Genomic DNA, 26,561 nt, shown 5'->3' with positions numbered 1-26,561 from the left:
GTTATTTAAAATCTTTGATTGCGAGGAATTTTATTTATGACTAGAAAAATAGGAATTATCGGTATGGGTAATGTCGGTGCTGCTTGTGCTCACTACATTGTTGCTAGTGGATTTGTCGATGATTTAGTTTTGATTGACAAGAATGAAAAAAAAGTTAAAGCTGATGCATTGGATTTTGAAGATGCCATGGCCAATTTGCCATATCATACTAATATTTTTGTAAATGATTATTCTCAATTGGATGATGCTGATATTATTATTTCGGCTGTCGGTCACATCAAGTTGATTGGTGGAGACCATCCAAACCGTTTCGGTGAATTGAAGCCAACTGGTGATTCAGTGACTGAGGTTGCTGGAAAAATTAAACAAACTAAATTTAATGGAATTATGGTTGTTATCAGTAATCCTAATGACGTCATGACTTCAATGTATCAACAAATACTAGGATTTCCTAAAGAACGTGTCATTGGAACTGGTACTTTGCTTGACTCAGCTCGAATGAAACGTGCTGTTGGTAAGGCATTCTCAGTTGATTCTCGCTCAGTTTCAGGTTACAACTTGGGTGAGCATGGTAATTCACAATTTACGGCTTGGTCAACTGTTAAAGTAATGGATCAACCAGTTGAAAAATTGGCTAAAGATTCGGGACTTGATTTGGATCAAATTAACGAGGATGTTCGTATGGGTGGATTCACAGTTTTCAATGGTAAAGGTTATACCAACTATGGTATTTCAACTGCTGCTGTGAGATTGTCATTAGCTATTTTGAATGACGCACATATCGAATTACCTGTTTCTAATTTCCGTGAAGAATATGGTGTTTATCTTTCATATCCAGCCATCATTGGTCGTGAAGGTGTCTTGAAACAATTGCAATTAGATTTGCCACAAGCTGAGTTGGATAAGTTACAAGAATCAGCTGATTACATTAAGAAGAATATTAAATAGACGGTAGTATTAGTTAAATATGCCGTCTACAGAACTGGGGAATATTCACTAGCTGTGCGGAACGATCCGAGCCTGGAAAGCGGTCTCGAATCTCCACGGCACACAAATATTTCCCAGCTCTTCCGACTAATTTAATTTTTTAATAGCGGAACAGTGAACTTAGGACTCTGCTTATTTAAATAAATTGGCTCTAATCCTGTAATAATAATGATTAAAGATAATTTATCACCTTTCAACCTTCAGATATCAAAACTAACAAAATGAGTTGTATCTCACCCAAAGAATCAAATAATTAGGTGGGAAACAACTCATTTTTATGTAGTTTTCCTTTATTTATGTTATTTAAAAAACTTAATTCATCAGAAATTTTTTTGTTTAATAAAATAAACTAGTCGGAAGGGCTGAGAACATTTACCCGCTGTGGGTGTGGCGTTAGAGCTTCAGCTCTTACACCACCGGGCGTGTTTGGAGACTTTCCGGGTTTATGGAAAGTCTTCAAACCGAGATTCGAGACCGTTTTCCAGGCTCGAATCGTTCCGCATAGCAGGTGAATGTTCTCAGCCCTGGAGACGGCCGACTGTTAAAAGAAGTGCTTTTTTTTGAAAAAACAAATTTATTAATTATTTTTTAATGATATTAGAGTATAATGGCAACTACAACTTATTTTGAACTGAGAGGTAGATTATATGACAAGAAAAGTAGCAATTATCGGAACAGGTAATGTTGGGGCAGCCTGTGCGCATTATATCGTTAGCAGTGGTTTTGTGGACGATTTAGTAATGATTGATATTAATGAAAAAAAGGTTAAATCCGATGCACTAGATTTTGAAGATGCAATGGCAAATTTGCCTTTCCATACGAATATCTTTGTTAATGATTACTCTCAATTGGATGATACGGACGTAATCATCTCCGCTGTTGGTAATATTAAATTACAAGATCGTGTGGAGCCTGACCGCTTTGCTGAATTGAATTTCACAAGTAAGGCCGTTGTTGATGTTGCTAATAAAATTAAAGCAACCAAATTCGATGGGAAAATCGTGGTAATTAGTAATCCTAATGATGTCATGGTTTCAATTTATCAAAAAATCACTGGTTTACCAAAAGCTCATGTTATGGGAACAGGAACTTTGTTGGACTCAGCCAGAATGAAGCGTGCTGTTGGGGCTGCTCTGAATGTAGATCCTCGTTCTGTTCAGGGCTATAATCTGGGTGAACATGGTAATTCACAATTTACCGCCTGGTCAACCGTAAAAGTTTTGGACCATTCAATTGCTGAATTGGCTAAAAATGATGGTTTGGATCTCGATAAATTGAATGAAGATGTTCGTATGGGTGGATTCACTGTTTTTAGTGGTAAGAAATACACTAATTATGGAATTTCAACTGCCGCCGTTAAATTAACGTTGGCAATTTTAAACGATGCCTATATTGAATTGCCTGTTTCCAACTTCCGCGAAGAATATGGTGTTTACTTGTCATATCCAGCTATTGTCGGACGCGATGGAATTGTGAAACAGATTCAATTAGAGCTTCCTAAAGAAGAATTGGATAAATTGCAATACTCAGCCGACTATATTAAAAGCAAATTGCCTGAGGAATACAAATAAATACAAACACATTCTAAATTTTGAGGATGTGTTTTTTTGTTGCGCCGTTATAGTGAATTGATTTTTCATAAAAGTATATGTATCTTGGTTCATGAATAAATACTATAGTACCGGGTATTTGTTTAAACTGGTATTTATATTTGAAAGCATAAATGAAATGTTTAGTAAAATACATCATTGACATAACGCCGTTATTAAACTATTGTTCGAAGTGTAAGCGGTTTCAAAAAGACTGGTGGTGTAATCCATGTATATAAGGCAGGTTCTTAACAACAATGTGCTTCTAGTCGAGGATTCCAACCACACGGAAAAACTAATTTGGGGAAGGGGTATAGGGTTCGGCAATAAAAGGAATCAGGATTATGAGTTAAAAACTAGTGATAAAATTTATACGATGCAAAATAGTAATGTGCACGATGAGTTTATGGATCAATTTAATCAACTTTTGCAAAAGGTACCGTATGAATATTTTAAAATCACTAGTAAGATCATTGATATTGCAAAAAACTATACGGGCAACGAATATGATGACTTTTTACTAATTACCTTGACTGATCATATTTATTTTTCTGTTGGCAGAATGAAAGATGGTATTTTTATTGGAAATCCATTCTTAAATGATTTGAGAGTTCTTTATGAAAAAGAATTTGCAGCCTCTAAAGCGGGACTCAAATACATTGAGGAGACTTCCGGGTTGAAGATACCAGACGACGAAGCTGGATATATTGCAATACATTTGATTGAAAGCAAAATTGACCATGGTAATGATTCTGGTGTAATCAAAACTGAGATTCTTTTACAGAGAATCGAAGAAATAAGTAATCTCGTTTCTAATAAAATTAAAGTGAATAAAAATGATGTAAGCTATAATCGTTTTCTGATTCACTTGAAATATCTCTTAGTTCGTTGGTCATTAGGGTCAAATGCCGCTGATGAATTGACTGACTATGAGTTGAAATTATATAACGAAATGATAAAACATGATCGAAGGATTCGAAAGACTTTGAATCTAGTAGTTAATTATTTTAGAGACGAGTTGAATTTTGATTTAGACACATCAGAAAAACTATACTTAGCATTACATATAAAAAGATTATTCAAATAATGGGCTTGTAACTTTAAGTAGGCAATACCTTGTAATCAATATTTATTGGTTATTTGGTATTGCCTCTTTTTGTGCTTTCAATCAAATAAAATACAAAGGAGGAACTTATTTTGAGCAAGAATAAAGATATTAACGTCGAAAAGACGAGTAGAAAAACCGAGATATATGGTTTCTTTCAAGATTTAGGTAAATCATTCATGTTTCCAATTGCTACTTTGGCAGCCATGGGGATTTTAGTTGGATTAGGTAGTTCATTTACTGCACCAGCCATGATGGCGAGAATGTCATTCTTTAAAATTCCAGCCGTTTATAATGTTTTTAGTTTTATGAATACTGTTGGTAGCTTTGGATTTACATATTTACCAGTTATGTTTGCTATGTCGATCCCGTTTGGATTAGCTAGAAAAAATAAAGGTGTCGGTGCTATTGCGGCCTTAGCAGGATACATTTCATTAAATATGGGTATTAATTTTATGCTTCAGCAACAAGGAATGCTGGTTAGTGCTTCTAAGATGCAATCAGCCGGCCAATCGCTTGTTTTGGGTATCCAAACTCTTGAAATGGGAGTTCTAGGAGGTATCTTTGTTGGTTTAATTGTCTATGCACTTTTGGAAAGATATCAATCGATCAAATTACCAGATGCCTTTTCTTTCTTTGGTGGAATTAGATTTATTCCAATTATTAGTGTTATTGTTTGTTCCATTTTAGGATTAGGTGTTCCATTCGTATGGCCAACGGTCCAAGGGTGGATTATTGGATTAGGTCACATTATTCAAAACGCAGGTGTCTTTGGGCCATTCCTTTATGGTATTGCCTTGGCTGTTTTGAAACTAATGGGATTACATCATATTCTATTGGCAATGATCAGATTTACTGATGCCGGTGGGACAGCGGTTGTTGCTGGTAAAACAGTTCACGGGGCTTTGAATGTATTTTATGCTGAATTAAATGCCGGTGTTCCTATTTCTGGAAAGGCAACAGCTTTCTTGTCACAAGGATTTATGCCAACATTTATGTTTGGACTACCAGCCATTTGTTTAGCAATTTACTTTACAGCAAAATCTAAAAATCGTGATCGAATCAAAGGTATCCTTATTTCAGCCGCATTGGTTGGCTTCGTATCAGGTATTTCTGAACCAACCGAATATCTATTCTTATTCGTATCACCAATTCTCTATGTATTCCATACAATTATGCAAGGCCTGTCATTGTCAGTTATGGCTCTATTAGGTGCCAGAATGGGTAATACCGATGGTGGTGTCATTGATTGGATCTTATTTGGATGGTTACAACCAGGTTCAAAGTGGTGGATCCTGATTCCAGTGGGTCTTGTCTGGTTTGCAATTTACTTCTTCGTTTTCCGTTGGTATATTTTGAGAAAAAATGTTAAGACTCCCGGTAGAGAAGACGATGGTGATGTCGTTATGACAAAGGGTAACGGTATCTATGATCCTAAAGTTATCTTAGGTGCACTCGGAGGAGCCACAAATATTGATTCATTGGATAATTGCGTTACAAGATTGAGATTGATGTTGAAAGACCCATCAAAGATGGATGAAGATGTTTTGAAGCAATCGGGTGCTCTGGCTGTGGTCAAAGCTGATAAGGCTGTACAAGTAGTCTATGGTGCTCAAGTTCAAAGTGTTAAGGATGGTCTTGAGAAAGAAATGGGAATATAGGGGGATTGATTTATTATGAAGTATGATTTTGATGATATTGCTGATAGAAGTATTGATAATGCTAGAAAATGGGATAAAAAAATTGTAAATAAAAAATTTCCCGGGATTGCAGATGATTTTATACCACTTTGGATTGCCGATATGGATTTTAAAGCAGCCCCTGAAATAAGAAATGCTTTAACAAAAATGTCGGAGAATGGAGCATATGGTTATACGTATCCGACTGAGAAGTGGTTCCAAAGTGTAATCGATTGGCAAGATAAAAAGCATAATAATCATGTAGAAAAGGATTGGATAACCCTTGGGTATGGAACTGTTCCAAATATGCATTATTTGGTTCAAGCCTTAACGGAACCAGAAGATTATATAATTATGAATACGCCCGTCTATGGACCTTTTGCTTATGCAGCGGAACACAATAATCGTAAAGTAATTACCGTGCCATTAATTCTAAAAGGGGACCGGTATTACTTGGATTTTAATAAATTGGAAGACGAGATGAAAGCTAAGCATCCGAAGATACTGATGTTTTGTTCACCGCACAATCCTAGTGGCAGAATTTGGAGTCAAGATGAGTTGATTAAGGTCGCCCAATTATGTTTGGACAATGATGTAGTTCTAGTAAGCGACGAAGTTCATTCAGAACACATTATGGAAGGAGAGTTTATTTCGGCACTAAGACTTCCTGAGAAATATATGGGAAACCTAGTTATGTTTACATCACCCAATAAGGCTTTTAACCTCGGTGGGTTGAAACTCTCCTATTCAATCATTCCGAGTGAAAAGTTAAGAAATGCGCTTAGAAAGCAATATTTGAAGAACTCAGTTACTTCACCCAATGTTCCCGGACAAATTGCGATGACGACTGCTTACAATGATTGCGGTGAATGGCTGTTGCAATGTGAGAGTTATATTAAAGAAAATTTGAATATTTTTGAGAAATCAATCAATAAGGATTTTCCGGAATGGAAACTTCTGAAAATGGAATCATCATATTTACCTTGGATCGACGTCTCAGAATCAGGCTTTGATATGCATACGATTGCTAATAACATGGCAATTAATGCAGGAGTTGTTGTCGGGATCGGGGATGATTATGTTGCTGACGCAGACGATTTCTTGAGATTTAATTTAGGAACTTCAGCAAAACTGATTCAAGAATCAATGGATCGTATGGCAGTTGAATGGCGCAGGATGAAATCAAATAAGTGAGGATATCTGACAGATGTTTAATATATTTAAAAAGAAGAATTCAAATAAACTTGTCGCTCCCATTGATGGAGAACTAACGGGAATCGAAAATGTATCAGACGAAGTCTTTTCAACTAAGGTGATGGGTGATGGATTTGCTATTAAGCCAAGCTCAGATTTAGTCGTTTCACCAATTAATGGTGAAGTTACAAGTGTTTTCCCAACTAAACATGCAATATCAATAACAACTGACAATGGTTTAGAAGTATTGCTTCATTTAGGAATTGATACCGTTGAATTAAAAGGTGCGCCTTTTGAAATGTTAGTTGAAGCAGGACAACATGTTCAAGTAGGAGACCAGTTAGTTAAAATGGACCGCGAAGAGATTTCAAGGAGTAATAAAGACGATATCGTAATGTTAGTATTGCCAGGAAAGAATGAACTAAGCTTTGATCCAGCCATTTCCAATCGTATGGTCAATGCTGGTGACGAAGTAACTACGATTCAATAATTCATTAATATAGGAAGAGAAGTAAATATTATGCGAAGAATAATTTCAGATCAAGCCCCTGATGCAATTGGACCATATATTCACGCAACAGAATCAAATGGTATCATTTTTACATCAGGACAAATTGGACTAAATCCCCAAACTAATAAATTAGTGGATGGATTTGAAAATCAAACGAATCAAACCTTAGCCAATCTCCAAAATGTCTTAAAAACCGCTAACAGTGACTTTGATCATGTCCTAAAGACGACAATTTATCTGGCTGACATCAATGATTTCTCAAAGATAAATGATATTTATAAAAATTATTTTAATGATAGTTATCCAGCCAGAACTGCATTTGAAGTAGCAAATTTACCAATTGGTGCGTTAATCGAAATTGAAGCCATTGCTGAAGTAAAAAAGTGAAAAATAATCAATAAATAGGAAATAATTAACAGTTGGAACGCAGCCATAACGCTACGTTCCTTTTTTAATATCCTTGATATGTCTAATGCCATGACTATTTAACAAGACATTAATGAAAAAAGAATATACATTTGAAAAATTGGTTAGACCAATTTATAACTGGTATCTTTTTGGTATGGTATCGTAAAAAGTACCACTTAAATTTAGAACTGCCAAATAGTCTGGTATCATTGATTTATACTAAAAAACCACCATGAAAGCGGTCTATCCCAGTTGTTATTTTATGGATTGCAACCGTATACAATGGTCTTGTGGTTGATACCAGAAAGGATTCGATTCGTATGAAAATTACTCTTCAAGAACAGTTAATCAACTTGCTGACTAATTACATTCAAACTTTACCAGCCAACGCTAAATTGCCTTCCGAAAGGGAATTAGCTGAAAAGTATGAATTGTCTCGCACGACTGTCAGAGCCGCTTTGATGGAACTGGAAGTTACCGGAATGATTCGTCGGGTACATGGTAAAGGCACTTTTGTTAATAGGGTTGATCTAAATAGCGATTTGAATAGTAGTTATAGTTTCAATAAGCAGATGATTTCGCTGGGGAAGAAACCACAAACTAAAATTCTTAGCTTTGAACGAAAGGAGGCTAATGCATATTTCGCTAAGAACTTAGAAACTGAAGTGGGTAGCCAAATAATCAAGATCAAGCGGCTCCGATTTGCTGATGGAATCCCAGTAATGTTGGAACGGACTTATCTACCGGCTGAACATTTCAATTTAATGACTGAATCGATGTTGAGCAATCGATCATTATATTCAGTTTTCTCAGAAGAGTTCAACGAACAAGTTTATTATGCTGATGAATATTTTCTAGCTGGCATTACTAGCGCCAACGATAGTAAGTATTTGGATATCAAAGAAGGCGCACCTTGTTTGAATCTCAGACGACAAACTTATGATCCACACAATCAAATTATTGAGTTTACTTTGAGCGTTGCCAGAAGTGATCAATTTGCGTATCACATTCGACACGATATCAGTAACAAATCCTAAGGAAGAGTAAACATTTGGAGGTATAAAGATATGGGTATTATTGCAGTAAGAATTGATGAAAGATTAATTCATGGACAAGTAGCTAATTTATGGACAACAAAATTACAGGCATCAAGAATTATGGTAGTTGATAATGAAATTATAAAGAGCGATATTCAAAAGACTGCCCTTAAATTAGCTAAGCCAGCTGGGGTCAACCTAAGTATTTTAGGTACAAAGAAGTCTTCAGCTAATATCTTAGCCGGAAAATACGATTCACAAAAAGTATTTCTCGTTGTTAAGAGACCTGCAACACTTGTAAGCATGATTGAAGAAGGCGTTAAATTCGACACCATTAATGTTGGTAACATGTCACAAAAGGACACAACTCAACATTTAACACAATCAATCAACGTTACTGATGATGACTATGAAGCATTCCACAAACTTTTGGATGCTGGCGTTAAAGTAACAGCACAAATGGTTCCAAGTGACCCTATCAAGGACTTCGCAGGTATCTTAAAGGATTACAAAAAATAAAATTTAACTTTGGGGGATAGAAATATGAGTTTTACAATTGTTCAAATATTGCTTCTCACGGCATATTCTATGTATAACATCTATGATGAATTGCAAATGAATTCATCATTGAGCCAACCAGTTTGGGCCGGAATGATTTCTGGTTTGATCATGGGGGATATGAAGACGGGACTTATTATCGGTGCTGCTCTTCAATTGATAGTTCTAGGTGTTGGTACATTCGGTGGTGCTTCAAAAATCGATGCTAACTCAGGTACTGTTTTAGCTACAGCCTTTTCAATTGGTACAGGTATGAAAGCTGCTACTGCTATTGCCGCTATCGGTGTTCCAGTTGCTGCACTTCTAACATCATTTGATATTCTTGCTAGATTTACAAATACTTACTTCCAACACCAAGTTGATAAAGATATTGAAAACTTCAACTATAAAGGTATTGAAAGACATACTATCATGGGTGCTTTACCATGGTGTCTATCACGTGGTATTCCTGTTTTCCTAGCTTTGGCTCTAGGTCAAGGTGTTGTTAAGACAATGGTTACATATCTAAACGGAGATCTACAATGGTTGAACACTGGTCTACAAACAGCCGGTGCTACACTTCCTGCTGTTGGTTTCGCTATCTTGCTTCACTACTTACCAGTTAAGAAACACATCGCTTACTTGATTCTTGGTTTCACAATTACAGCTTTACTATCAACAGTATTCACAAGCATCCAAACACTTGCTGCAGGTATTACAGTTGCAAACAAAGCATTTACAACAACATTCAACGCTCTTCCAATGTTAGCTATTGCCCTTATCGGTGGTGCCTTTGCTATTCTTGAATACAAGAAATCAATGGCTAAAATAACAACTTCAGCAGCTGGTCCAAAAGCTACTTCAGATGATGAAGATGAAGATGAAGACGATGAAATTGAAGACGCTAATGGGGAGGTAGACGGTGATGAAGAAGAATAACGAATACGAATTAACTAAAAAAGATTTCACTCAAATTAACAAACGTAGTTTGTTTGGTTTCCAAATGGGCTGGAACTACGAAAGAATGCAAGGTTCAGGTTACCTTTATACAATCTTGCCACAACTAAGAAAAATTTATGGTGATGGTACTCCAGAGCTTAAAGAAGCTATGAAGACACAAAACCAATTCTTTAACACAAGTAATTTCTTTAACACAATCGTTACTGGTATCGATCTTGCCATTGAAGGTAAGGAAGGTGCAGATTCATTAGACACTGTTGCTGGTATTAAGACAGGTCTTATGGGACCATTCGCTGCTATTGGTGATTCATTGTTCGCTGCTTTGGTACCAACTATCATGGGTGCTATTGCTGCTACTATGGCTTCACAAGGTAACCCACTTGGACTATTCCTTTGGTTAGCAGTCAACATTGCTATCATGGTCTTCCGTTGGAAACAACTTCACTTTGCTTACAAGACTGGTACAAAACTTGTTTCAGAAATGCAAGGTCAATTGAATGCTTTAACTGATGCCGCTACACTGCTTGGTGTCTTCATTGTTGGTGCTTTGGTTGCTACTATGATCAACGTTCAAGTTCCACTTGTTGCTCACATGGGTAAGGTTTCATTATCTGTTCAAACTAACATTGATATGATTCTTCCTAAGCTAGTTCCAGCATGTATCGTAGGTCTTGTTTACTGGTTATTAGGTAAAAAAGGTATGACATCAACAAAGGTTATCTTCATTGTTATCATCTTTGCAATCGCATTATCAGCTATCGGCGTTCTTGGCAAAATCTAGGAGGATTTAAATTATGGCATTAATCTTGATGAGTCATGGAAATATGGCAATCGAAACATTAAAATCAGCAGAATTAATTATCGGTGAATTACCTGAAACAAGTGCTTTAGGACTAGAAAAATCAGATGGTCCTGAAGACTTGAAGGCAAAAGCTGAAACAGAAATCAAAAAATATTACGGCAAGGAACCAGTTTTCTTAATCGTTGATTTACTTGGTGGTACACCAGGTAACGTCGCCGTTAATTTGACACAAACTTACCCTGACATGCATGTTATTTCTGGCTTGAATCTACCAATGGTTATTAATTACGCTAATCAAAAATTTATCGGCTCAGATATCAAAGTTGCAGATCTTATGAAGGAAGCCAAGGATGGTATCGTTGACGTAAACGCCTTTATAAATGCTGACTCTGATGAGGATGATGAAGAGGATGAATAATCCTTATCGTTATACCCTGCGCCTAGCAATAGATAAGAACGTTTATGATGCTGATAAAAAACAGCGATTGATTGATTTTGTCAAACAAGCTCATATTTCAGATGTTGCCTTTTTCATCAATCAAGAAGAATTATCAGATGCTCATATAACTCTAGAAAAAGCTAAAGAATTAATTTCAAACGTTGACGAAATTAGTCAACCATTAAAAGAACTTGGTATCACGGTAAGTTTGAATCCTTGGACAACCATGAATCATTCTGATCGTGGTATTCATATCAAACCAGAACTTGATATTAAGCCAATGGTTAATTATCAAGGCGTCAAAAGTATTTCGATGGCTTGCCCCGGGTATAAAGGATGGGCTGATTATATCAGTGATATCTATGCAATCTGGGCAAGCATTCAACCCAATGAACTGTGGCTGGAAGATGATTTCAGACATTATAAGAATGCCCCATTTGCTCTAGGATGTTTCTGTGAAGATCACATGAAGCAATACAACGAAATTTTGGGAACAGGTTTATCTCGCGAAGATTTCGTGACTAAAATGTTCACTGGTGGAGAAAATAAATATCGTAATGCCTATTTACAAGTTGCACGTGCCGAAATTTTACACGTTGCGCATTTGATTGAACAAAAGGTTCATGCTGTTTCTCCTACAACGAGATTAGGTCTAATGAGTTCTTGGCCAGAAGTTCACGCACTTGAAGGTCGTGATTGGCAAAAACTCTTGGATGAATTGAGTGGAGTAGAAACACCAGCTGTATCACGTCCACATTTGCCCGCATACAATGAGGTCAGTCCTCAACAATATGCCCGTGATTTTGAGAAGTATACAGTTGCTACTAGAACTGAAATCGGTGATAAACACAAGATTTATCCAGAAATGGAAAGTTTCTTGTATTCGCCATATGCTAAATCAAATAAATTTACGCAATTTCAATTAGATACAACAAGTTTGGTTCATGCGGACGGTGTACTACTTAACATGTTCAGCATGATGGGTGATGGCATTAATACAACATATCGTTATGCCTCCCTGCTTAAAAACGATAAAGATTATTTAGACTTCTTGTATGAAAATGGCATTGCTATTGAACAACGAAGCGGCGTTATCGTTCCAATGAATCAAGATGTTGCACAGACGAAAATCGACAACGAGGGTACACTTGAAGGCTTGATGGCATCACAGACACAATGGTTGGAGTTGCTATCCACACTTGGCATTGCAACCAAACCACTTAATTATAATGGTCAGGAAATCAAAAATAAGTGTGTCGCGATTACTGGAAACTTCTTAAATACCTTGTCTGATGAACAGATCAAACAGCTATTTACTCGTAACTTCATTCTTTTGGATGGGGATGCTGTAATTATTTTGGATGATCGTCATCTCTTGAGTTTGATAAATGCAACAGACATTGAAGTTATTAAGAATCGTTCAGGACACCAATCATTTGAACAATTTGATGGGGAAACAATTTCTGGTATCAATAATCCAAGATTGACCATGCTAACGCACACGGGTGACTATGTGAAAATTGATTATAAGTCACATGTTACGGTACATTCTTCAGCTTACGACCGCTTTGAGAACGAGTTAGGACCAGTAACTGTCAGCGACGATAAGTTCTACGTCCTACCAATGACGGATTCTCCAAAGTATGGTTGGCAAGCTCAATATACTGACATTCGTGAAGGCGATTTGAAACAATTCTTTGAAGAACAGTTAAGCGTTCCACATTTGGTCAACATGTATAATTGCAAGATGGTCATTGATGAAAATCAATCACAGATGATTATCAGCAATTGGTCAATTGATGATGTTGATGGTATTAATTTCTTCTTAAAAGATCGAAATGTTAAACAAGTTTCTATTACATATCGTGATGTGGACAATTCAGTCCAAAATAAAGTCTTAGATGTGATCTTAGATTCTGATGGAATCTACCACGTTGACTTTACTGTTAAGGAATTGGCAGTACTTCACATAAAATTCTTAGGTTAAAAATTATTTAGAGAAGGGATCCAATATCATGTTTACAAAAACAGATCAAGAACTAGAAAAAATGGGTGCTAAGATAACAACCCGTGAAATTCAACAACAACCAGACTTATGGAAAGAAGCTTTCCAAAACTACACAGCTAAAAAATCTGAAATAGATAGCTTTTTAGATAAAATAACTTCGACATATCCAAACCAAAAAATCAGAGTTATCTTCACAGGTGCTGGTACTTCAGCTTATGTAGGGGATACGCTTAGACCATATTTGAACCGTGTTGGCGACACTTCACACTTTGTTTTCGAAAGCATTCCAACAACTGATATTGTTTCTGCTCCATTAGATAATTTAAGAAGTGATGATCCAACAATCTTAGTATCATTCGCTAGAAGTGGTAACTCTCCTGAAAGTGTTGCTACTGTAGAACTTGCTGAAAAGCTTATCAAGAATTTGTATCAAATCACTATCACTTGTGCTCCAGAAGGACATTTAGCTACGAAAGCTGAAAACGAAGACGGTAATCTTCTACTTCTTCAACCAGCACTTTCAAATGATAAGGGATTCGCCATGACCGGAAGCTTCTCTTGTATGACCTTAACGGCGGCATTGATTTTTGATACAAGTGCTGAAGATAAGAAAACAGCTTGGGTTGATACAATGATTAAGATGGGTCAAGAAGTTATTAGTCGTGAAGATGAGATTCAAGCCTACGCTGATTTGGACTACGACCGTATTACATACTTAGGCAGTGGTTCACTATCAGGACTTACTCGTGAAGCCCAATTGAAGGTACTAGAATTAACTGCCGGAGCATTGACAACAATCTTTGATTCATCAATGGGATTCCGTCACGGTCCTAAGTCATATGTAAATAGTAAGACAGTTGTCTTTGATTTCATGAGCAATGATAAATATACTCGTCAATACGATGTAGATATCTTGGAAGAAATCAAGGGTGATGAAATTTGTGAGAAGGTTGTTGGTGTTGGTACATCAGATGACAACGACTTCTCAGGTGATAATTTCTTTATTAAATCCGGGGACAAAGATCTTCCAGAATTATATCAAGCATTGCCAGACGTAGTGTTCGCACAAACATTTGCTTTGATGAATTCAATCAAGGTTAATAACACACCTGATACACCATCAGCAAGCGGTACAGTTAACCGTGTTGTTAAAGGTGTAACAATTCACGATTACGAATAGTAATTAATGAAACTAAAAGGTTGGAACATTAATTTGTTTCAGCCTTTTATGTATTTGATATGATGCCGCCAGAGGGGGCGAGTGATTGGGACCCACTGTGAGGACCGGCGCGAGCCAAGGTCTCGCCCCTCGATTTTAAGCTTCGCATAGTGCGCGAATCTCAAAATACGTCCGTGCTGTAAGAACGGAAAATCACCGTTCTAACACCACCTTCACAGTGTGTCCCATCACTCACCCCCTCCGGCTAGGGTTATTAAATATCGGAATTTATTATGGCTTTTGATTGTTTGGAATACTGAAGTGTTCTAAATTTTGAGAGAATCAAATTCAGTATCAATATTTCTGAAACTGGATGAGTTATTATCTATTTTCTATTGGATAATAATTATAACGATGTAATTAGTCGGAAGAGCGAGAGCATTCACCGGCTGTGATAGTGGTGATATGGCGTTAGCCATATTACCATCGGACGTGTTTGGAGCCTTGCCGGTCTGTGGAAAGGCTCCAAACCGAGGCGCGAGACCGCTTCTCAGGCTCGGGCCGTTCCGCATAGCAGGTGAATGCTATCGGCTCTGGAGACGGCATATTTAATTAAAAATATTAAAGGAGATTTGAGAATGTCATATTATATTCATGCTAAGAAGTTCTTTTTGAAAAATACTACTGAAAACGGTGGTTATCTAGAAGTCACTGATGATGGTAAATTCGGTAAGTTTTATACTGCTGATGAAGAGAAACCTGCTGGTAAGATTGTTGATTATTCAGATAAGTTTATCGCTCCAGGTTTAGTTGATACACATATTCATGGCCTTTGTGGTCACGATGTTATGGATGATGATTTTGACAAACTCAATGAAATGTCAGAAGGCTTGTTACAAGCTGGTGTAACTTCATGGTTGCCAACTACTTTGACAGCTTCACACGAACAATTATTGAGTATTTGCCACACGATTGGTGATAATTACAAGAAAGTCACTGGTGCCAAGATTCAAGGTATTCATTTTGAAGGACCTTTCTATACTGAAAAACACAAAGGTGCTCAAAATCCTAAGTACTTCCGTGATCCTGACGCTGAGGAATTCAAAGATTGGCAAGATGCTGCTCACGGTATGATCAGAAAAATTTCTATCGCTCCTGAAAGAAAAGGTGCTCCTGAATTTACTAAGGCCATTGCTTCTGACAAAGTTGCCGTTTACTTAGGACACAGTGATGCTACATTTGAACAAGCTAAAGCCTGTGTTGAAGCTGGTGCCACTGGATTTACACATACATATAACGGTATGAGCGGCTTGAATCACAGACTTCCAGGTATGGTTGGCGCTGCACTTTCAATGCACCTAGTTGATGACGAATTGATTTGTGATGGACATCATGTTAATCCATATGCTGCTAGAATCGTAATTGAAAAGAAGACACCAGAACACGTTGCTTTGATCACTGACTGTATGCGTGCCGGTTTGATGCCAGATGGTGACTATGTATTGGGTGAATTACCAGTTGTAGTTGCTAATGGAACAGCCAAGTTGAAAGCAGAACCACACAGTTTAGCAGGTTCGATTTTGTTATTGAAAGATGCTATTAAGAACGTTGTTGACTGGAATATTGCTACAGACGAAGAAGCCGTTGAAATGGCCAGCTATACAGCAGCTAAGAGTTCAAAAGTTCTTGATGAATGTGGAATTATTGCCGATGGTAGAGATGCTGACTTTATTGTTCTTGATGATGATATGACATTGTCAGAGACTTATCTTGATGGAGTTTCTAGATACCAAGCATAGTTAGAGAGTGGAGACAGGGCGGTTAGCTCCCGAGCATTTTCATAACTAAGTGAATTGCACGCTGCTTTTGCGGGCGATTTACTTAGTTGTGAAAAGCGGAAGGAGTTGCCCTGTCGTAACTCGTTTTAAATAGAGAGTGGAGCAGGCCTGGGAATTTCCGAGCATTTTCGTATCTTTGTGAATTGCACGCTGAACTTTGCGGGCGGTTTACAAAGATATGAAAAGCAGAAGAAATTGGCCTGTGTAACTCGTTTGAGAGCCACTGCCTATATAACGGAAATTAAATAAGGGATATTGAAGGCAAATAAGTCTTCAATGTCCTTTTGTTTGTATTGATATAATTTTCACATGACATATAGTATTCTTCACTGGATACTTTGGATGATCTTAAACTAATAATGTGATAAATAGAAAATGGAAGTATACTTCCAATTCTTGGTAAAAATCTGAAAAATGGAAGTATACTTCCAATTCTTGGTAAAACTTTGAAAGATAAAGCAGTCACTAATTTTTATGGAAAATTCTATAGTTCAGTCATTAAAGTACAAATATTTCTCAGATTTGGAAATGGGATAGCAATCAATGATTTTTTGCACGAAAATTCATAATTAAACTTGGTATAGACCATTATCTAATGCTATAATGGAGTTGTTAAAATTAGTAAGGAGACTAGAAAATGTCATATTATATTCATGCTAAGAAGTTCTTTTTAAAAAACACAACTGAAAACGGTGGCTATCTAGAGGTTACTGATGACGGTAAGTTTGGTAAATTCTTTACTGCTGACGAAAAGAAGCCAGAAGGCAAGATTGTTGATTACTCAGACAAATTTATTGCCCCAGGTCTTGTTGATACACATATTCACGGTTTTGTTGGCCATGATGTTATGGATGACGACTTTGAAAAGTTGAACGAAATGTCAGAAGGCTTGCTTAAAGCTGGTGTAACTTCATGGTTACCTACAACTTTGACAGCTTCACATGATCAACTAAAACATATCTGTCAAACAATCGGTGACAATTATAAGAAGGCCACTGGTGCTAAGATTCAAGGTATTCACTTCGAAGGACCTTTCTACACAGAGAAACACAAGGGTGCCCAAAATCCTAAGTACTTCAGAGATCCTGATGCCGAAGAATTCAAAGATTGGCAAGATGCCGCTCACGGTATGATTAAGAAAATTTCTATTGCTCCTGAAAGAAAAGGTGCTCCAGAATTCGTTAAGGCCGTTGCTTCAGATGATGTTGCTGTTTACCTAGGTCACAGTGATGCTACATTTGAACAAGCTAAAGCCTGTGTTGAAGCTGGTGCTACTGGATTTACACATACATATAACGGTATGAGTGGTTTGAACCATCGCCTACCTGGTATGGTTGGCGCTGCACTTTCAATGCACTTAGTTGACGATGAATTAATCTGTGATGGACATCACGTTAACCCATTTGCTGCTAGAATTGTTATTGAAAAGAAGGGTGCAGAACATGTTGCCCTAATCACTGACTGTATGCGTGCCGGTTTGATGCCAGATGGTAACTATGTATTGGGTGAATTACCAGTTGTAGTTGCTAACGGAACAGCAAGATTAACAGATGAGACACATAACCTTGCCGGTTCGATTCTCTTGCTTAAAGACGCTATTAAGAACGTTGTTGACTGGAACATTGCTACAGATGAAGAAGCCGTTGAAATGGCCAGTTATACAGCTGCTAAGAGTTCTAAAGTTGCTGACAAGTGTGGTATTATCGCTGACGGTAGAGATGCAGATTTCATCGTTCTTGATGATGATATGACATTGTCAGAAACTTATCTTGATGGAGTTTCTAGATACCAAGCGTAGTTAGAGAGTGGAGGACGACCGCTTAGATTTCGAGCATTTTCGTATCTTTGTGAATTGCACGCTGAACTTTGCGGGCAGTTTACAAAGATATGAAAAGCGGAAGAAATTGGCCCGTGTAACTCGTTTTAGATCCACTGCCCATATAAAACTAAACAAACCGATAAAATAATCACAAGAATCCCATGAAACCGAGGATACATATTGTACTCTCGGTTTTTTTGTACCTTGTATATTGTTGTATACTCTACTTATTGGAGGATTACTATGGATAAAAAAATTATTGCTCATAGAGGAATACCAACCTTGGCTCCAGAAAATACGATGGCTGCTTTTAATGAGGTCGTAAACCATGATGTTAAATGGATCGAAACTGATTTAAGTATTACTAAAGATGAAAAGGTATTTGTGATTCACGATGACAAATTGAATCGTACAACTAACCAATCGGGATCGATCGAAACGGTTAATAGCACTACAGTTGAAACTGCTGACGCCGGATATTGGTTTGCCGAAAAGTATCGTGGAGAAAAGGTTCCAACACTAGATCAATTGATTGATTTTCTTAATATCCACAAAATAAATGCTAATATCGAGCTAAAGGGTGTTGTAGGGGACAACGCCAATTATTTGGCCGACAGATTAGTTGAAAAGTTTTCGAAAGCTTTGGAAAGATTGGACGATCATGTCGAATTGATTATCTCTAGTTTCAATCCAATTATGCTTGAGAAGATGTATAAATTAAGACCTGAATTGAAATATGCTGTTTTGTTTAGTCGAGTAACTTTGGGTGATGACTGGAATTTAGTTATGCAAGCTTGCCACGCTAAAATTGTTCATCCAGATAGTTCAGGTTTAACTGAAGATAAAGTAAAACAAATGAAAGCTTATGGGTATGAAATCAATGTTTGGACAGTCGATGACATCAATCGTGCACAACAATTATTGAGTTGGGGTGTCGATGGAGTAATTACAAACATTGCTGATAGAATGAGTTTCTTAGAAAAATAAATACAAAATGACCTCGGGATTCAGTGCACAGACTGAATTTTATCCCGAGGCCTTTTTGTCTAGACTAAGTTGTCTTTTCGGAGGATTCATTATGAAAATTAATAGCTTACTGGTTTTTAAAAGGGGCAGAAGTTTACTCCAAATACAATATTTATGAATTAACATGGATCGATATTGCAAAACTCAAAATTGTTTTTGATTTTGCCTCATCTCGATTCAATTTAGTTTGTAAAACTAATCCCATTCATTACAACCACCTTGACTGCGACCTTTTTAAGTCGCGAATGTTTTGGTAGATGTAAGCTCATTTTCGTGAGACTCCGAAGAAGAGGAATTACTCTAGTTCGTTTCTTTTCTTCTTACTATTAAGTATAAACATTTTTTGGTGTTATCCAATCTAATACGTATGTATCATACCGTTTGTACAATGCAATTAGGGCGCTTGTTTGACTGTCCATGTGATATCGGCCGAATAGTTTCCAGGAATCAGATTTGTGGCGTTATCAACATGTAAAAGCAGTCCGTGGTCTCTATCCCAGTGAATGGAATCAAGTGGGAAAAGTGGTCTAGAAGTAGCAATTAAAGTTTTATCCTTTATATTTTTAACACTACCATCAGAATCATAGATAAACAGATGGAACGGCAGAATCTTTTTATCTCTATCCAAGAAATTTGAGGTTTGTTGCAGATATAGTGTGACAGCTTTTGAAGTATCTATTCGTTGGTCATCAACTGTAATTGGTGTACCAGAGGATGTTCGATGTTTTATAACATCTTTTTCGAAAAGAGTTATAGGTTCAAATATAATACTTTGAGGGTGAAGTTCAATCCGGTTGGTAACAAACGTGAAACTCAATTCAGAACTTTTAATGATGGTCTTTTCACCCATATTTGTATATGAATAAGTTGGATTAAATATCAATGTTTGTTTTTTATCAATAATTGGAGCATGAATGCTTATATCAAAGGTTCTGGTTTCTTGTGGTTTTAAGGATAGTATTTCAAAGTTAAGTTTTTTAACGTCTCCATCTAATTGAGTCGGAGAATCTTTGATTTCAGTACCTTTGTTGGGCATTAAAATATGACTAGAATCTGTTTCAGTATTCTGGGGTACCAAAAGAGTTAACTCTGAACTACCAATGGTTTTTTTACCATGATTGCTAAGTACGATATGATAAGCTATTTGGTCTCCTGATTTAATGTTATTTAAGTGGTTTGTATTTTGTGGGTCCTTGGAAAAATAATCTTCAACAGTAACTGAGAAATCGACATTATAATCTTTAGTTGGATTAACAATTAATTTTGCCGGGTTAGTCGTATAGCTTTGTTCTTTATTATTAATTGATGTTTTAACAGTTGCTTGATATAAGTCGCCATCATCGGAAAAGGAAACATCTGAAGTTTCAAAACTAAATTTACTATCGGATTTATTTAAAGAAGAAATATCTTTAAATTTATCGGCACCTTTTTTCTTACGTTGCCAGATAATATCAATATTGTCAGTATCTATTCCTCTATTGGAATTCTCCATCCCTTGAAGTTCAAATAGAGCTGATTTTCCGAAAGAAACGTGGGTATCTAATAAACCGCCACCTATTTTGATTTTTTTTGTTGCGTGAGCAAGCTCTGTTTCAGGTAGGTTATGATTGGCGGCGGCATGTATTTCAATCTCTCCCGATTTATTATTTTGATCTGAAACTAGATTGGCAGTAACTTTTCCATCGTCATCAATCTTTGCCAAATCCCCATCATTTTGGTTTAGTGACCATTTTACTTGTTCAGTGGAATTGTCTGGATTGACTAGGGCAAGGGCATAAGTAGAGTTATTATTGAAAAAATTCTTTTTATTGTATATGTAATCGGAATTAGTATCGAGAGTGATGGTGTCAACCTTAATTCTGTTAGGTGTGACAGTCACTTTAGCTACTTTGGTGTAAATATAATGGTTTAACCAAAAAGTGGAGTAACTCATTCGTAGTTGAAACCAATAAATTCCTTTTTCTGTGGGTCTGAACGAGAGATGCTTTGAATTAGATTTTTTAGGGTCAATTGATTGCCACTTATCAGTTTCGGAAGCCTCAAACCATTGATAGCGGAGGGGAGAACCGAAACCAGCGCTTACGTCACCCAAAGATCTTTCACCATCGGCAGATATATTAACTGAATCACCCAATGTAATATTATAATTGTCATTAACCTGTTTTATTATTCCAGTACTAGTGACCAAGAGGCCCATTCTTTTAGACATAGGTGAAGGTACTCCGTATCCATCTGGTGCATCGGTGATATATGTAGGGGCAGTCTTAGTAGTGAAGTCGTTGACTGATAAAGCCATTAAAATTGGCAAAAATGAAAGTAATAGAGCTATTTTTATTCCCCGTTTCAGACCAGCAGATGAAAGCATAATATTTTCTCCTATAATAAAATCTATACCAATATCAATAATATAGGAAAATCAAAAATGGGGAAAGTAAATATTACAAGTTAACTTTTAATTTCAGATTTACCTATCTAAAGGTTGAAAGTTTGATGCTTTATGCCGTTTCCAGAGCTGAAAGTATTCATATGCTGCGCGGTACGATTCGAGCCAAATGGCGGTCTCGAATCTCGGTTGAAGCCTCGCAAAACCCGCGAGTCTTCAACACGCCCGGTGGCGTAAGGACTAAAGTCCTAACGCCACTTTCGCTGCAAATAAATACTCTCAGCTCTTCCAACTAAGTTACTTTTTCATGGCAGTAACAAATAAAATGAAAATTTCTGCTTATTTAAATAAATTTGTTCTAGTCTTGTAACAACAATAGTTTTATTATTTTTTTACCTTTCAACCTTTAGTTTACCTATAAGGACAAAAGATTGAAGGTTTAGGTAAGTATGCCGTTTCCAGAGCTGAGAGTATTCATTTGCTGCGCGGAACGGCCCGAGCCAAAGAGCGGTCTCGAGACTTCAACACGCCCGGTGGTGTAATTTAAAGCACTAACGTCACTTTCGCTGCAAATGAATACTCTCAGCTCTTCCAACCAGGTTGTTTTTTTATGGCAGAAACAAATAAAATTAAAAAAATTAAAACCTCTGCTTATTTAAATAAATTTGTTCTAGGCCTGTAATAACAATGTTTAGATTAATTTTTCACTTTTTAACCTTCAGTTAAGAACAATAAAAAGAAGTTGTTTTTCACCTAGCGCATGGACCCAAATGAGTGTCTGGTGTCCAAAGTGAAAAACGACTTCCTTTTTTATTATCACTAATTATCGAAATGTTTTTACTCAAAATCTGACGATGTTCTGTCGCGTTCTCCGTATTGTTAGTCTTTATAGACTATTTTCAAAATGCCAAATAATCGAAGTAGTGTATTTCCCAGCAAAGAGAGGGCTGTCATCAACATGCAGTAACAATCCGTCGGCCTTATTCCAACCAATTGACGCTAATTCATCTCCAGCTTGAGAAGATGAAACTGGTATTTTATCATTGATAATATTTTGGAATGAGCCATTTTGGTAATAGCGTAGACTCACGGGTAGCACGGCTCCGGAGGTTTCATGAGTGAATTCATCTTGCTGTGAAACATAGACATTCATGGCATCTTTAGTACGTCGATTATCGGAAATATCAACGATGTTATTGGGATTATTGATTTCGTCGGGACGATATTTAAGAATATTTTTTTTGTAAGCAATGAGCGTTCCGTAATCAATATTTTTAATGTTAGTTTCGATTTGATTGGAAATATAATTTATGACTTCGTTGCGTGCTTCTCTTCGATAAAGATTACCGTCATTATCAGTTCCATAAACGTAAGGTGTTGATTTAAAGGTGTCTTGCTGAGTGATATTTTGAACCGTTGTGTTAACTTCAATTTTTACATCAGCGTTGGTATTTATATTGCCAATACTCATGACTAAATTATCGGAATTATCGTCATCTTCAGGGATGATTTCATATTGGTCCTCAGCTAATTCTTCACCATTCATAAGAATCTGATTAACTTTGGTACCTTGTCGCATCGGAATTACATAGTACCCATTTTTCAATAATCCTTCAGAACTTTGATTAGTTAAGGTGTTATTGTACGTAATATTGTCTTCGTTAACTACATTATTAAGCAGTAGATCGGTGTCATCAGAGTCCGTATATGTTTCGTTATTCAAAGTATTATCAATGTCGATATCTGGTTCTCCGGACGGAATAACCGTTAATTTGGCTTTATTTGAGGTAATTGTTTTGGTAATTTTACCTGACTTTAAAGTGATAACTGCCTGATAATATGATTCATCATCGTCCATACTGGCAACTTCAGTAACATAAGTCGTACTATCACCGCTAGCCACCTTGACTTTCTTATTAGAACCGGGCAAATACTTGTACCAGTCGATCGTAATTGTACCAGTATCGTCATCATCTTCATCGCCATCGCCACCAGTATTTCCTTTTAGGGTGTATGTAGCGCTTTGACCGGATTTAACTGTTTGATCGTCAAGTCCACCACCGATTTCTACTGTAGTTGAACCAGAAACTGATTTTCCATCATTGTTAACGATAGTCGCAGTTGCTGTGACAATACCCGAATTACCCTTGTTATTGGCCACAATCTGACCATCTTCGTCAATAGTGGCTAAACTTGAATCATCAATTGACCAAGTAAGCTTTCCCGTAGCATTAGCTGGGTTTGGCTTGGCGTGAGCAAAGGTGGTATTTGATAATTCGTCACTTGTATTGTAGAGGTAATCATCATCAACTATGACATCAATCGATAGTGCATCCACTGGTTCGGAGAGCGCATGAACAGCAGTCACTTGAGAATAAAGGTGTGTTTTCAGATACCAAGTGATGTATTTATAGTACTGTGTATCCAGTTGATACCAGGTTGTTCCCGGTTCAGTCGGAGTAACAGTGAAATTCTTTTTTTGACCATTGTCATTTTTATCAACTTCGGTCCAAATCAAACCGTCAGTCGTTTTCCACCAGCGAAAGTGGATACCGTCAAAAGCACCGGTAATAGCCGACCAAACTGAACGTCCAGTATTTGTACGAATTGTTACTGGATCATCAACAAGGGTGTAGTAGTCCGCCTGAGGCTGTAAATCGTAACCACTGGTCAGCCAAATACCGATAAACTTTTTAGGAGTTTTGGTCGGTTTGAAATTAGGCTTAACAACGATTTCTTCATCATCAGCCTTGATTTTGTGATCAGTGGAGGCTGTTACCACCATTAGCAGAGTGATAGGGAATAGTATAAGTAGCAGTGATTTTATAATTGTTTGGGTATATTTGTGATGTTGCATAGGAGCACCTCCAATATACTGTGCAATATAATTATATCGGATAATGTTTAAACAAATAGTGAATTATTTGTAAAATTATTTATTGTATTTTGAGTAAAATACTTCTGGAAGCGGAACAATTAATTAATAAAAACTAAAGGTTTAGTTAAGTATGCCGTTTCCAGAGCTGAGAGTATTCAATTGCTGCGCGGAACGGCCCGAGCCTGGGAAGCGGTCTCGAACCTCGGTTGAAGCCTCGCAAAAACCGCGAGTCTCCAACACGCCCGGTGGTGTAATTGCTAAAGCAATAACGCCACTTTCGCTGCAAATGAATACTCTCAGCTCTGGAAACTAGTTTATTTAATAGCTGGAACAATAAAACGTAGATTTCTGAGTATTTAAATAAATTTTTTCTAGGTCTGTAATAGCAATCGTTAGATTAATTTTTCATTTTTCACCTTTCAACCTTCAGTCAAAGACAAAAAAAGATGGTCATAAATCGTAAAAATTCGATTTGTGACCATCTTTTTTAGAAAATGTAAGTTAATGAATAATTCATAAGTATTACTGTTTGAACTTCAATCGTCTTATTTAACTCGTGGACGTAAAGTATAAGCCATAATCAATGAAACAACTGAGGTGATTAGTAGAACGTAGAAGCTCATTCCGAATGAACGACTAGCGTTAACAACTACTTGACCAGTGATGGCTGACGAATTAACTAAGCCTGCATTTAAAGCCGCATAGAGAGCTGCATAGAGAATTGTTGGTAAGAAGGTAAAGATTCTAACCAAACGGATGCTACCACGTGATCTGAAGCAACCAGCTATCAAAGCGATGACTGGTGAAAGAAAACAAATCAAACGAATAGCTGAAAAACCATTGGTGATCCAAGTTGGCTGTGCACCCAAGTTATTGGCAGTGTAGTTAGCAGCATTGGCGATGGTCCCAGAAAGTGAAAGTCCATCTAAGAATGGTCCCGCAACAGAAGCGATAAATCCGATAATTGATGAGAAAATAATGATTTTTTGAGTTGTCGTTTTATGGTTTGGTTTGAGACGATCAGCCGGATTTTCAAATTTATCACGACGGTCCTTCTTTTGCTTAGCAGGACGTTCATTATAAGTTTCTGTCTTTGGATTGGAATTACTATTAGAATCTTTCTTCAAAGATGTCTCACGTTTCAGAGCTTTATTAGCCCCTAATTCATTGCCGTGACGCAATTGTGAAAGCAAGAACCACAAAATAATTACGATGGCTAAGGCAATATAACCGTAATTTCTTTTAAAGACTAAAAGGATGGCTGCAATTATGATTGCAAAGATACTGACATAGGCATTATTCTTCGCAAATTTCATCATATTGTGCACGAAACCATCATTAGGATCGACAGCTTCAGCCTGACGTTTAGCATCAGCAGCCCGTTTTTCAGTCTCAGTTGGTCCAAAGGGATTGCCAATTGGATCTTTAATAGGGTCGTCAAAGGTCTTTTTAAAGTTATCCTCATGTTCAACGCTCTTATAAGGCTTTTGGGAGATAGGATTGAAGTCGTTTTTACTATAAACTTGCGTCTTATCATCAACAGGTTCAGAAGCACTCGACTTGCTGAAAGATGAACGATTTGAACTTTCAAAAGTCTTCATGGCAGGTTCTGGATCAGGACGAACTGGTTCGGGTTTTCGTTCTGCGACAGGAGCCTGTTTAGGTTGATTAGCAGATCCATATTCACGTTCTTGAGCAGGTGCTTGTTGTAGGTGAGGCTTTTCAGCTGGTTCTTCTTGATTCAATTCATTTTCAATTTCAGATAATGATCTAACTGAGTCATCATCCTTTTCATTAGTTGTATCTTCAGTGTTTTTCTTTTTAAGAGCCCAACCACAGTTATCACAGAATTTTTGATTCGGTTCTACTTTGTGGCCACAATTTGGACAAAACATATACGCATTCCTCCAGTATGTTGACAAAATAAGTATACAAGACAACTCTTTCTATAGGAAGACATTAGGTGAAAGTTCACAGAAAGGTCACATGTTGTATATCCGAAACTCAATTATACAAAATTTTCCTAAACTTTGCTTAAATTTCTTTTGTTGAGTTCTGGAAACTAGTTTATTTTTTTAATTGTAGGAACAATAAAACGAAGACTTCTGATTATTTAAATAAATTATCTAAAGGTTGATGAGTTGTGCCGTTTCCAGAGCTGGCAGTATTCATATGCTGCGCGGTACGATTCGAGCCAAAAAG

At 36.9% G+C, this 26,561-nt stretch carries 20 protein-coding genes; 17 read left to right on the top strand and 3 right to left on the bottom strand.

All coding sequences use genetic code 11. From position 1 onward, the window contains the following. The first annotated feature begins 36 nt into the window (after nt 1–36). The 17 genes from FFM71_RS06145 (at nt 37) to FFM71_RS06065 (ending at nt 19,059) form a co-directional block, all read left to right on the top strand. The gene (locus FFM71_RS06145; RefSeq protein WP_137611294.1) at nt 37–948 is read left to right on the top strand and encodes an L-lactate dehydrogenase; all 912 of its coding nucleotides are present in this window, start codon (nt 37–39) and stop codon (nt 946–948) included. A gap of 686 nt (nt 949–1,634) precedes the next feature. Next, nucleotides 1,635–2,558 (top strand): L-lactate dehydrogenase, encoded by a 924-nt coding sequence (locus FFM71_RS06140; RefSeq protein ID WP_137611293.1) that lies wholly within the window; start codon nt 1,635–1,637, stop codon nt 2,556–2,558. Between the two features lie 247 nt (nt 2,559–2,805). After that, entirely contained in the window at nt 2,806–3,663 is an 858-nt protein-coding gene (locus FFM71_RS06135; protein WP_137611292.1) for a PRD domain-containing protein, read from the top strand. Nucleotides 3,664–3,860: 197 nt separating this feature from the next. Continuing rightward, nucleotides 3,861–5,342: a PTS transporter subunit EIIC gene (locus FFM71_RS06130; protein ID WP_137611331.1), complete on the top strand. Its 1,482-nt coding sequence runs from the start codon at nt 3,861–3,863 to the stop codon at nt 5,340–5,342. Between the two features lie 15 nt (nt 5,343–5,357). Continuing rightward, nucleotides 5,358–6,554 carry a MalY/PatB family protein gene (locus tag FFM71_RS06125; RefSeq protein WP_223876485.1) on the top strand — a complete coding sequence of 399 codons (1,197 nt, stop codon included), beginning with the start codon at nt 5,358–5,360 and terminating at the stop codon, nt 6,552–6,554. A gap of 13 nt (nt 6,555–6,567) precedes the next feature. After that, on the top strand, nt 6,568–7,044 hold the full coding sequence (locus tag FFM71_RS06120) for a PTS sugar transporter subunit IIA (protein WP_137611290.1): 477 nt from the start codon (nt 6,568–6,570) through the stop codon (nt 7,042–7,044). A gap of 30 nt (nt 7,045–7,074) precedes the next feature. Continuing rightward, the gene (locus tag FFM71_RS06115; RefSeq protein ID WP_137611289.1) at nt 7,075–7,452 is read left to right on the top strand and encodes a RidA family protein; all 378 of its coding nucleotides are present in this window, start codon (nt 7,075–7,077) and stop codon (nt 7,450–7,452) included. 341 nt (nt 7,453–7,793) lie between these two features. Further along, a complete protein-coding gene (locus tag FFM71_RS06110) occupies nt 7,794–8,510 on the top strand; it encodes a GntR family transcriptional regulator (protein ID WP_137611288.1) in 717 nt (238 codons plus the stop codon). A 30-nt stretch (nt 8,511–8,540) separates the two neighbouring features. Beyond that, entirely contained in the window at nt 8,541–9,029 is a 489-nt protein-coding gene (locus FFM71_RS06105) for a PTS sugar transporter subunit IIB (protein ID WP_137611287.1), read from the top strand. A gap of 24 nt (nt 9,030–9,053) precedes the next feature. Further along, a complete protein-coding gene (locus tag FFM71_RS06100; protein WP_137611286.1) occupies nt 9,054–9,986 on the top strand; it encodes a PTS mannose/fructose/sorbose/N-acetylgalactosamine transporter subunit IIC in 933 nt (310 codons plus the stop codon). Next, complete coding sequence (locus FFM71_RS06095; protein ID WP_137611285.1) at nt 9,973–10,788, top strand: PTS system mannose/fructose/sorbose family transporter subunit IID; 816 nt, start codon at nt 9,973–9,975, stop codon at nt 10,786–10,788. The genes FFM71_RS06100 and FFM71_RS06095 overlap by 14 nt, the downstream gene beginning before the upstream one ends. A gap of 13 nt (nt 10,789–10,801) precedes the next feature. After that, entirely contained in the window at nt 10,802–11,227 is a 426-nt protein-coding gene (locus tag FFM71_RS06090) for a PTS sugar transporter subunit IIA (RefSeq protein WP_137611284.1), read from the top strand. Then, the gene (locus FFM71_RS06085; RefSeq protein ID WP_137611283.1) at nt 11,220–13,235 is read left to right on the top strand and encodes a hypothetical protein; all 2,016 of its coding nucleotides are present in this window, start codon (nt 11,220–11,222) and stop codon (nt 13,233–13,235) included. The genes FFM71_RS06090 and FFM71_RS06085 overlap by 8 nt, the downstream gene beginning before the upstream one ends. Before the next feature lie 28 nt (nt 13,236–13,263). Beyond that, nucleotides 13,264–14,436: an SIS domain-containing protein gene (locus FFM71_RS06080; RefSeq protein WP_137611282.1), complete on the top strand. Its 1,173-nt coding sequence runs from the start codon at nt 13,264–13,266 to the stop codon at nt 14,434–14,436. Between the two features lie 617 nt (nt 14,437–15,053). After that, the gene (gene nagA / locus FFM71_RS06075; protein ID WP_137611281.1) at nt 15,054–16,214 is read left to right on the top strand and encodes an N-acetylglucosamine-6-phosphate deacetylase; all 1,161 of its coding nucleotides are present in this window, start codon (nt 15,054–15,056) and stop codon (nt 16,212–16,214) included. A gap of 676 nt (nt 16,215–16,890) precedes the next feature. After that, entirely contained in the window at nt 16,891–18,051 is a 1,161-nt protein-coding gene (gene nagA, locus FFM71_RS06070; protein WP_137611280.1) for an N-acetylglucosamine-6-phosphate deacetylase, read from the top strand. Nucleotides 18,052–18,315: 264 nt separating this feature from the next. Further along, the gene (locus FFM71_RS06065) at nt 18,316–19,059 is read left to right on the top strand and encodes a glycerophosphodiester phosphodiesterase family protein (protein WP_137611279.1); all 744 of its coding nucleotides are present in this window, start codon (nt 18,316–18,318) and stop codon (nt 19,057–19,059) included. 433 nt (nt 19,060–19,492) lie between these two features. Here the strand turns inward: FFM71_RS06065 and FFM71_RS06060 are convergent, their stop codons facing one another. The 3 genes from FFM71_RS06060 to FFM71_RS06050 all read right to left on the bottom strand — a co-directional run bounded on the left by FFM71_RS06060 (nt 19,493) and on the right by FFM71_RS06050 (nt 26,254). Beyond that, the gene (locus FFM71_RS06060) at nt 19,493–21,463 is read right to left on the bottom strand and encodes a hypothetical protein (protein ID WP_137611278.1); all 1,971 of its coding nucleotides are present in this window, start codon (nt 21,461–21,463) and stop codon (nt 19,493–19,495) included. A 904-nt stretch (nt 21,464–22,367) separates the two neighbouring features. Beyond that, nucleotides 22,368–24,338, bottom strand: coding sequence for a hypothetical protein (locus FFM71_RS06055; protein ID WP_137611277.1), 1,971 nt, complete (start codon nt 24,336–24,338; stop codon nt 22,368–22,370). Between the two features lie 566 nt (nt 24,339–24,904). After that, on the bottom strand, nt 24,905–26,254 hold the full coding sequence (locus FFM71_RS06050) for a zinc ribbon domain-containing protein (protein WP_137611276.1): 1,350 nt from the start codon (nt 26,252–26,254) through the stop codon (nt 24,905–24,907). Nucleotides 26,255–26,561: the final 307 nt, after the last annotated feature.

The organism is Companilactobacillus huachuanensis (assembly GCF_005404815.1).
Classification (GTDB): domain Bacteria; phylum Bacillota; class Bacilli; order Lactobacillales; family Lactobacillaceae; genus Companilactobacillus; species Companilactobacillus huachuanensis.
The sequence above is the reverse complement of the archived record's forward strand: the minus strand, read 5'-3'. Positions and strand labels throughout refer to the sequence as shown.

Bases quoted from the DNA above. Each gene is read 5' to 3' on its own strand.
- FFM71_RS06125 (WP_223876485.1), top strand. From the start codon at position 5,358: ATGAAGTATGATTTTGATGATATTGCTGATAGAAGTATTGATAATGCT.
- FFM71_RS06130 (WP_137611331.1), top strand. From the start codon at position 3,861: ATGTTTCCAATTGCTACTTTGGCAGCCATGGGGATTTTAGTTGGATTA.
- nagA (WP_137611281.1), top strand. From the start codon at position 15,054: ATGTCATATTATATTCATGCTAAGAAGTTCTTTTTGAAAAATACTACT.
- FFM71_RS06140 (WP_137611293.1), top strand. From the start codon at position 1,635: ATGACAAGAAAAGTAGCAATTATCGGAACAGGTAATGTTGGGGCAGCC.
- FFM71_RS06120 (WP_137611290.1), top strand. From the start codon at position 6,568: ATGTTTAATATATTTAAAAAGAAGAATTCAAATAAACTTGTCGCTCCC.
- FFM71_RS06050 (WP_137611276.1), bottom strand. From the start codon at position 26,254: ATGTTTTGTCCAAATTGTGGCCACAAAGTAGAACCGAATCAAAAATTC.
- FFM71_RS06095 (WP_137611285.1), top strand. From the start codon at position 9,973: ATGAAGAAGAATAACGAATACGAATTAACTAAAAAAGATTTCACTCAA.
- FFM71_RS06085 (WP_137611283.1), top strand. From the start codon at position 11,220: ATGAATAATCCTTATCGTTATACCCTGCGCCTAGCAATAGATAAGAAC.
- FFM71_RS06060 (WP_137611278.1), bottom strand. From the start codon at position 21,463: ATGCTTTCATCTGCTGGTCTGAAACGGGGAATAAAAATAGCTCTATTA.
- nagA (WP_137611280.1), top strand. From the start codon at position 16,891: ATGTCATATTATATTCATGCTAAGAAGTTCTTTTTAAAAAACACAACT.
- FFM71_RS06100 (WP_137611286.1), top strand. From the start codon at position 9,054: ATGAGTTTTACAATTGTTCAAATATTGCTTCTCACGGCATATTCTATG.
- FFM71_RS06065 (WP_137611279.1), top strand. From the start codon at position 18,316: ATGGATAAAAAAATTATTGCTCATAGAGGAATACCAACCTTGGCTCCA.
- FFM71_RS06115 (WP_137611289.1), top strand. From the start codon at position 7,075: ATGCGAAGAATAATTTCAGATCAAGCCCCTGATGCAATTGGACCATAT.
- FFM71_RS06090 (WP_137611284.1), top strand. From the start codon at position 10,802: ATGGCATTAATCTTGATGAGTCATGGAAATATGGCAATCGAAACATTA.
- FFM71_RS06055 (WP_137611277.1), bottom strand. From the start codon at position 24,338: ATGCAACATCACAAATATACCCAAACAATTATAAAATCACTGCTACTT.
- FFM71_RS06145 (WP_137611294.1), top strand. From the start codon at position 37: ATGACTAGAAAAATAGGAATTATCGGTATGGGTAATGTCGGTGCTGCT.
- FFM71_RS06080 (WP_137611282.1), top strand. From the start codon at position 13,264: ATGTTTACAAAAACAGATCAAGAACTAGAAAAAATGGGTGCTAAGATA.
- FFM71_RS06135 (WP_137611292.1), top strand. From the start codon at position 2,806: ATGTATATAAGGCAGGTTCTTAACAACAATGTGCTTCTAGTCGAGGAT.
- FFM71_RS06110 (WP_137611288.1), top strand. From the start codon at position 7,794: ATGAAAATTACTCTTCAAGAACAGTTAATCAACTTGCTGACTAATTAC.
- FFM71_RS06105 (WP_137611287.1), top strand. From the start codon at position 8,541: ATGGGTATTATTGCAGTAAGAATTGATGAAAGATTAATTCATGGACAA.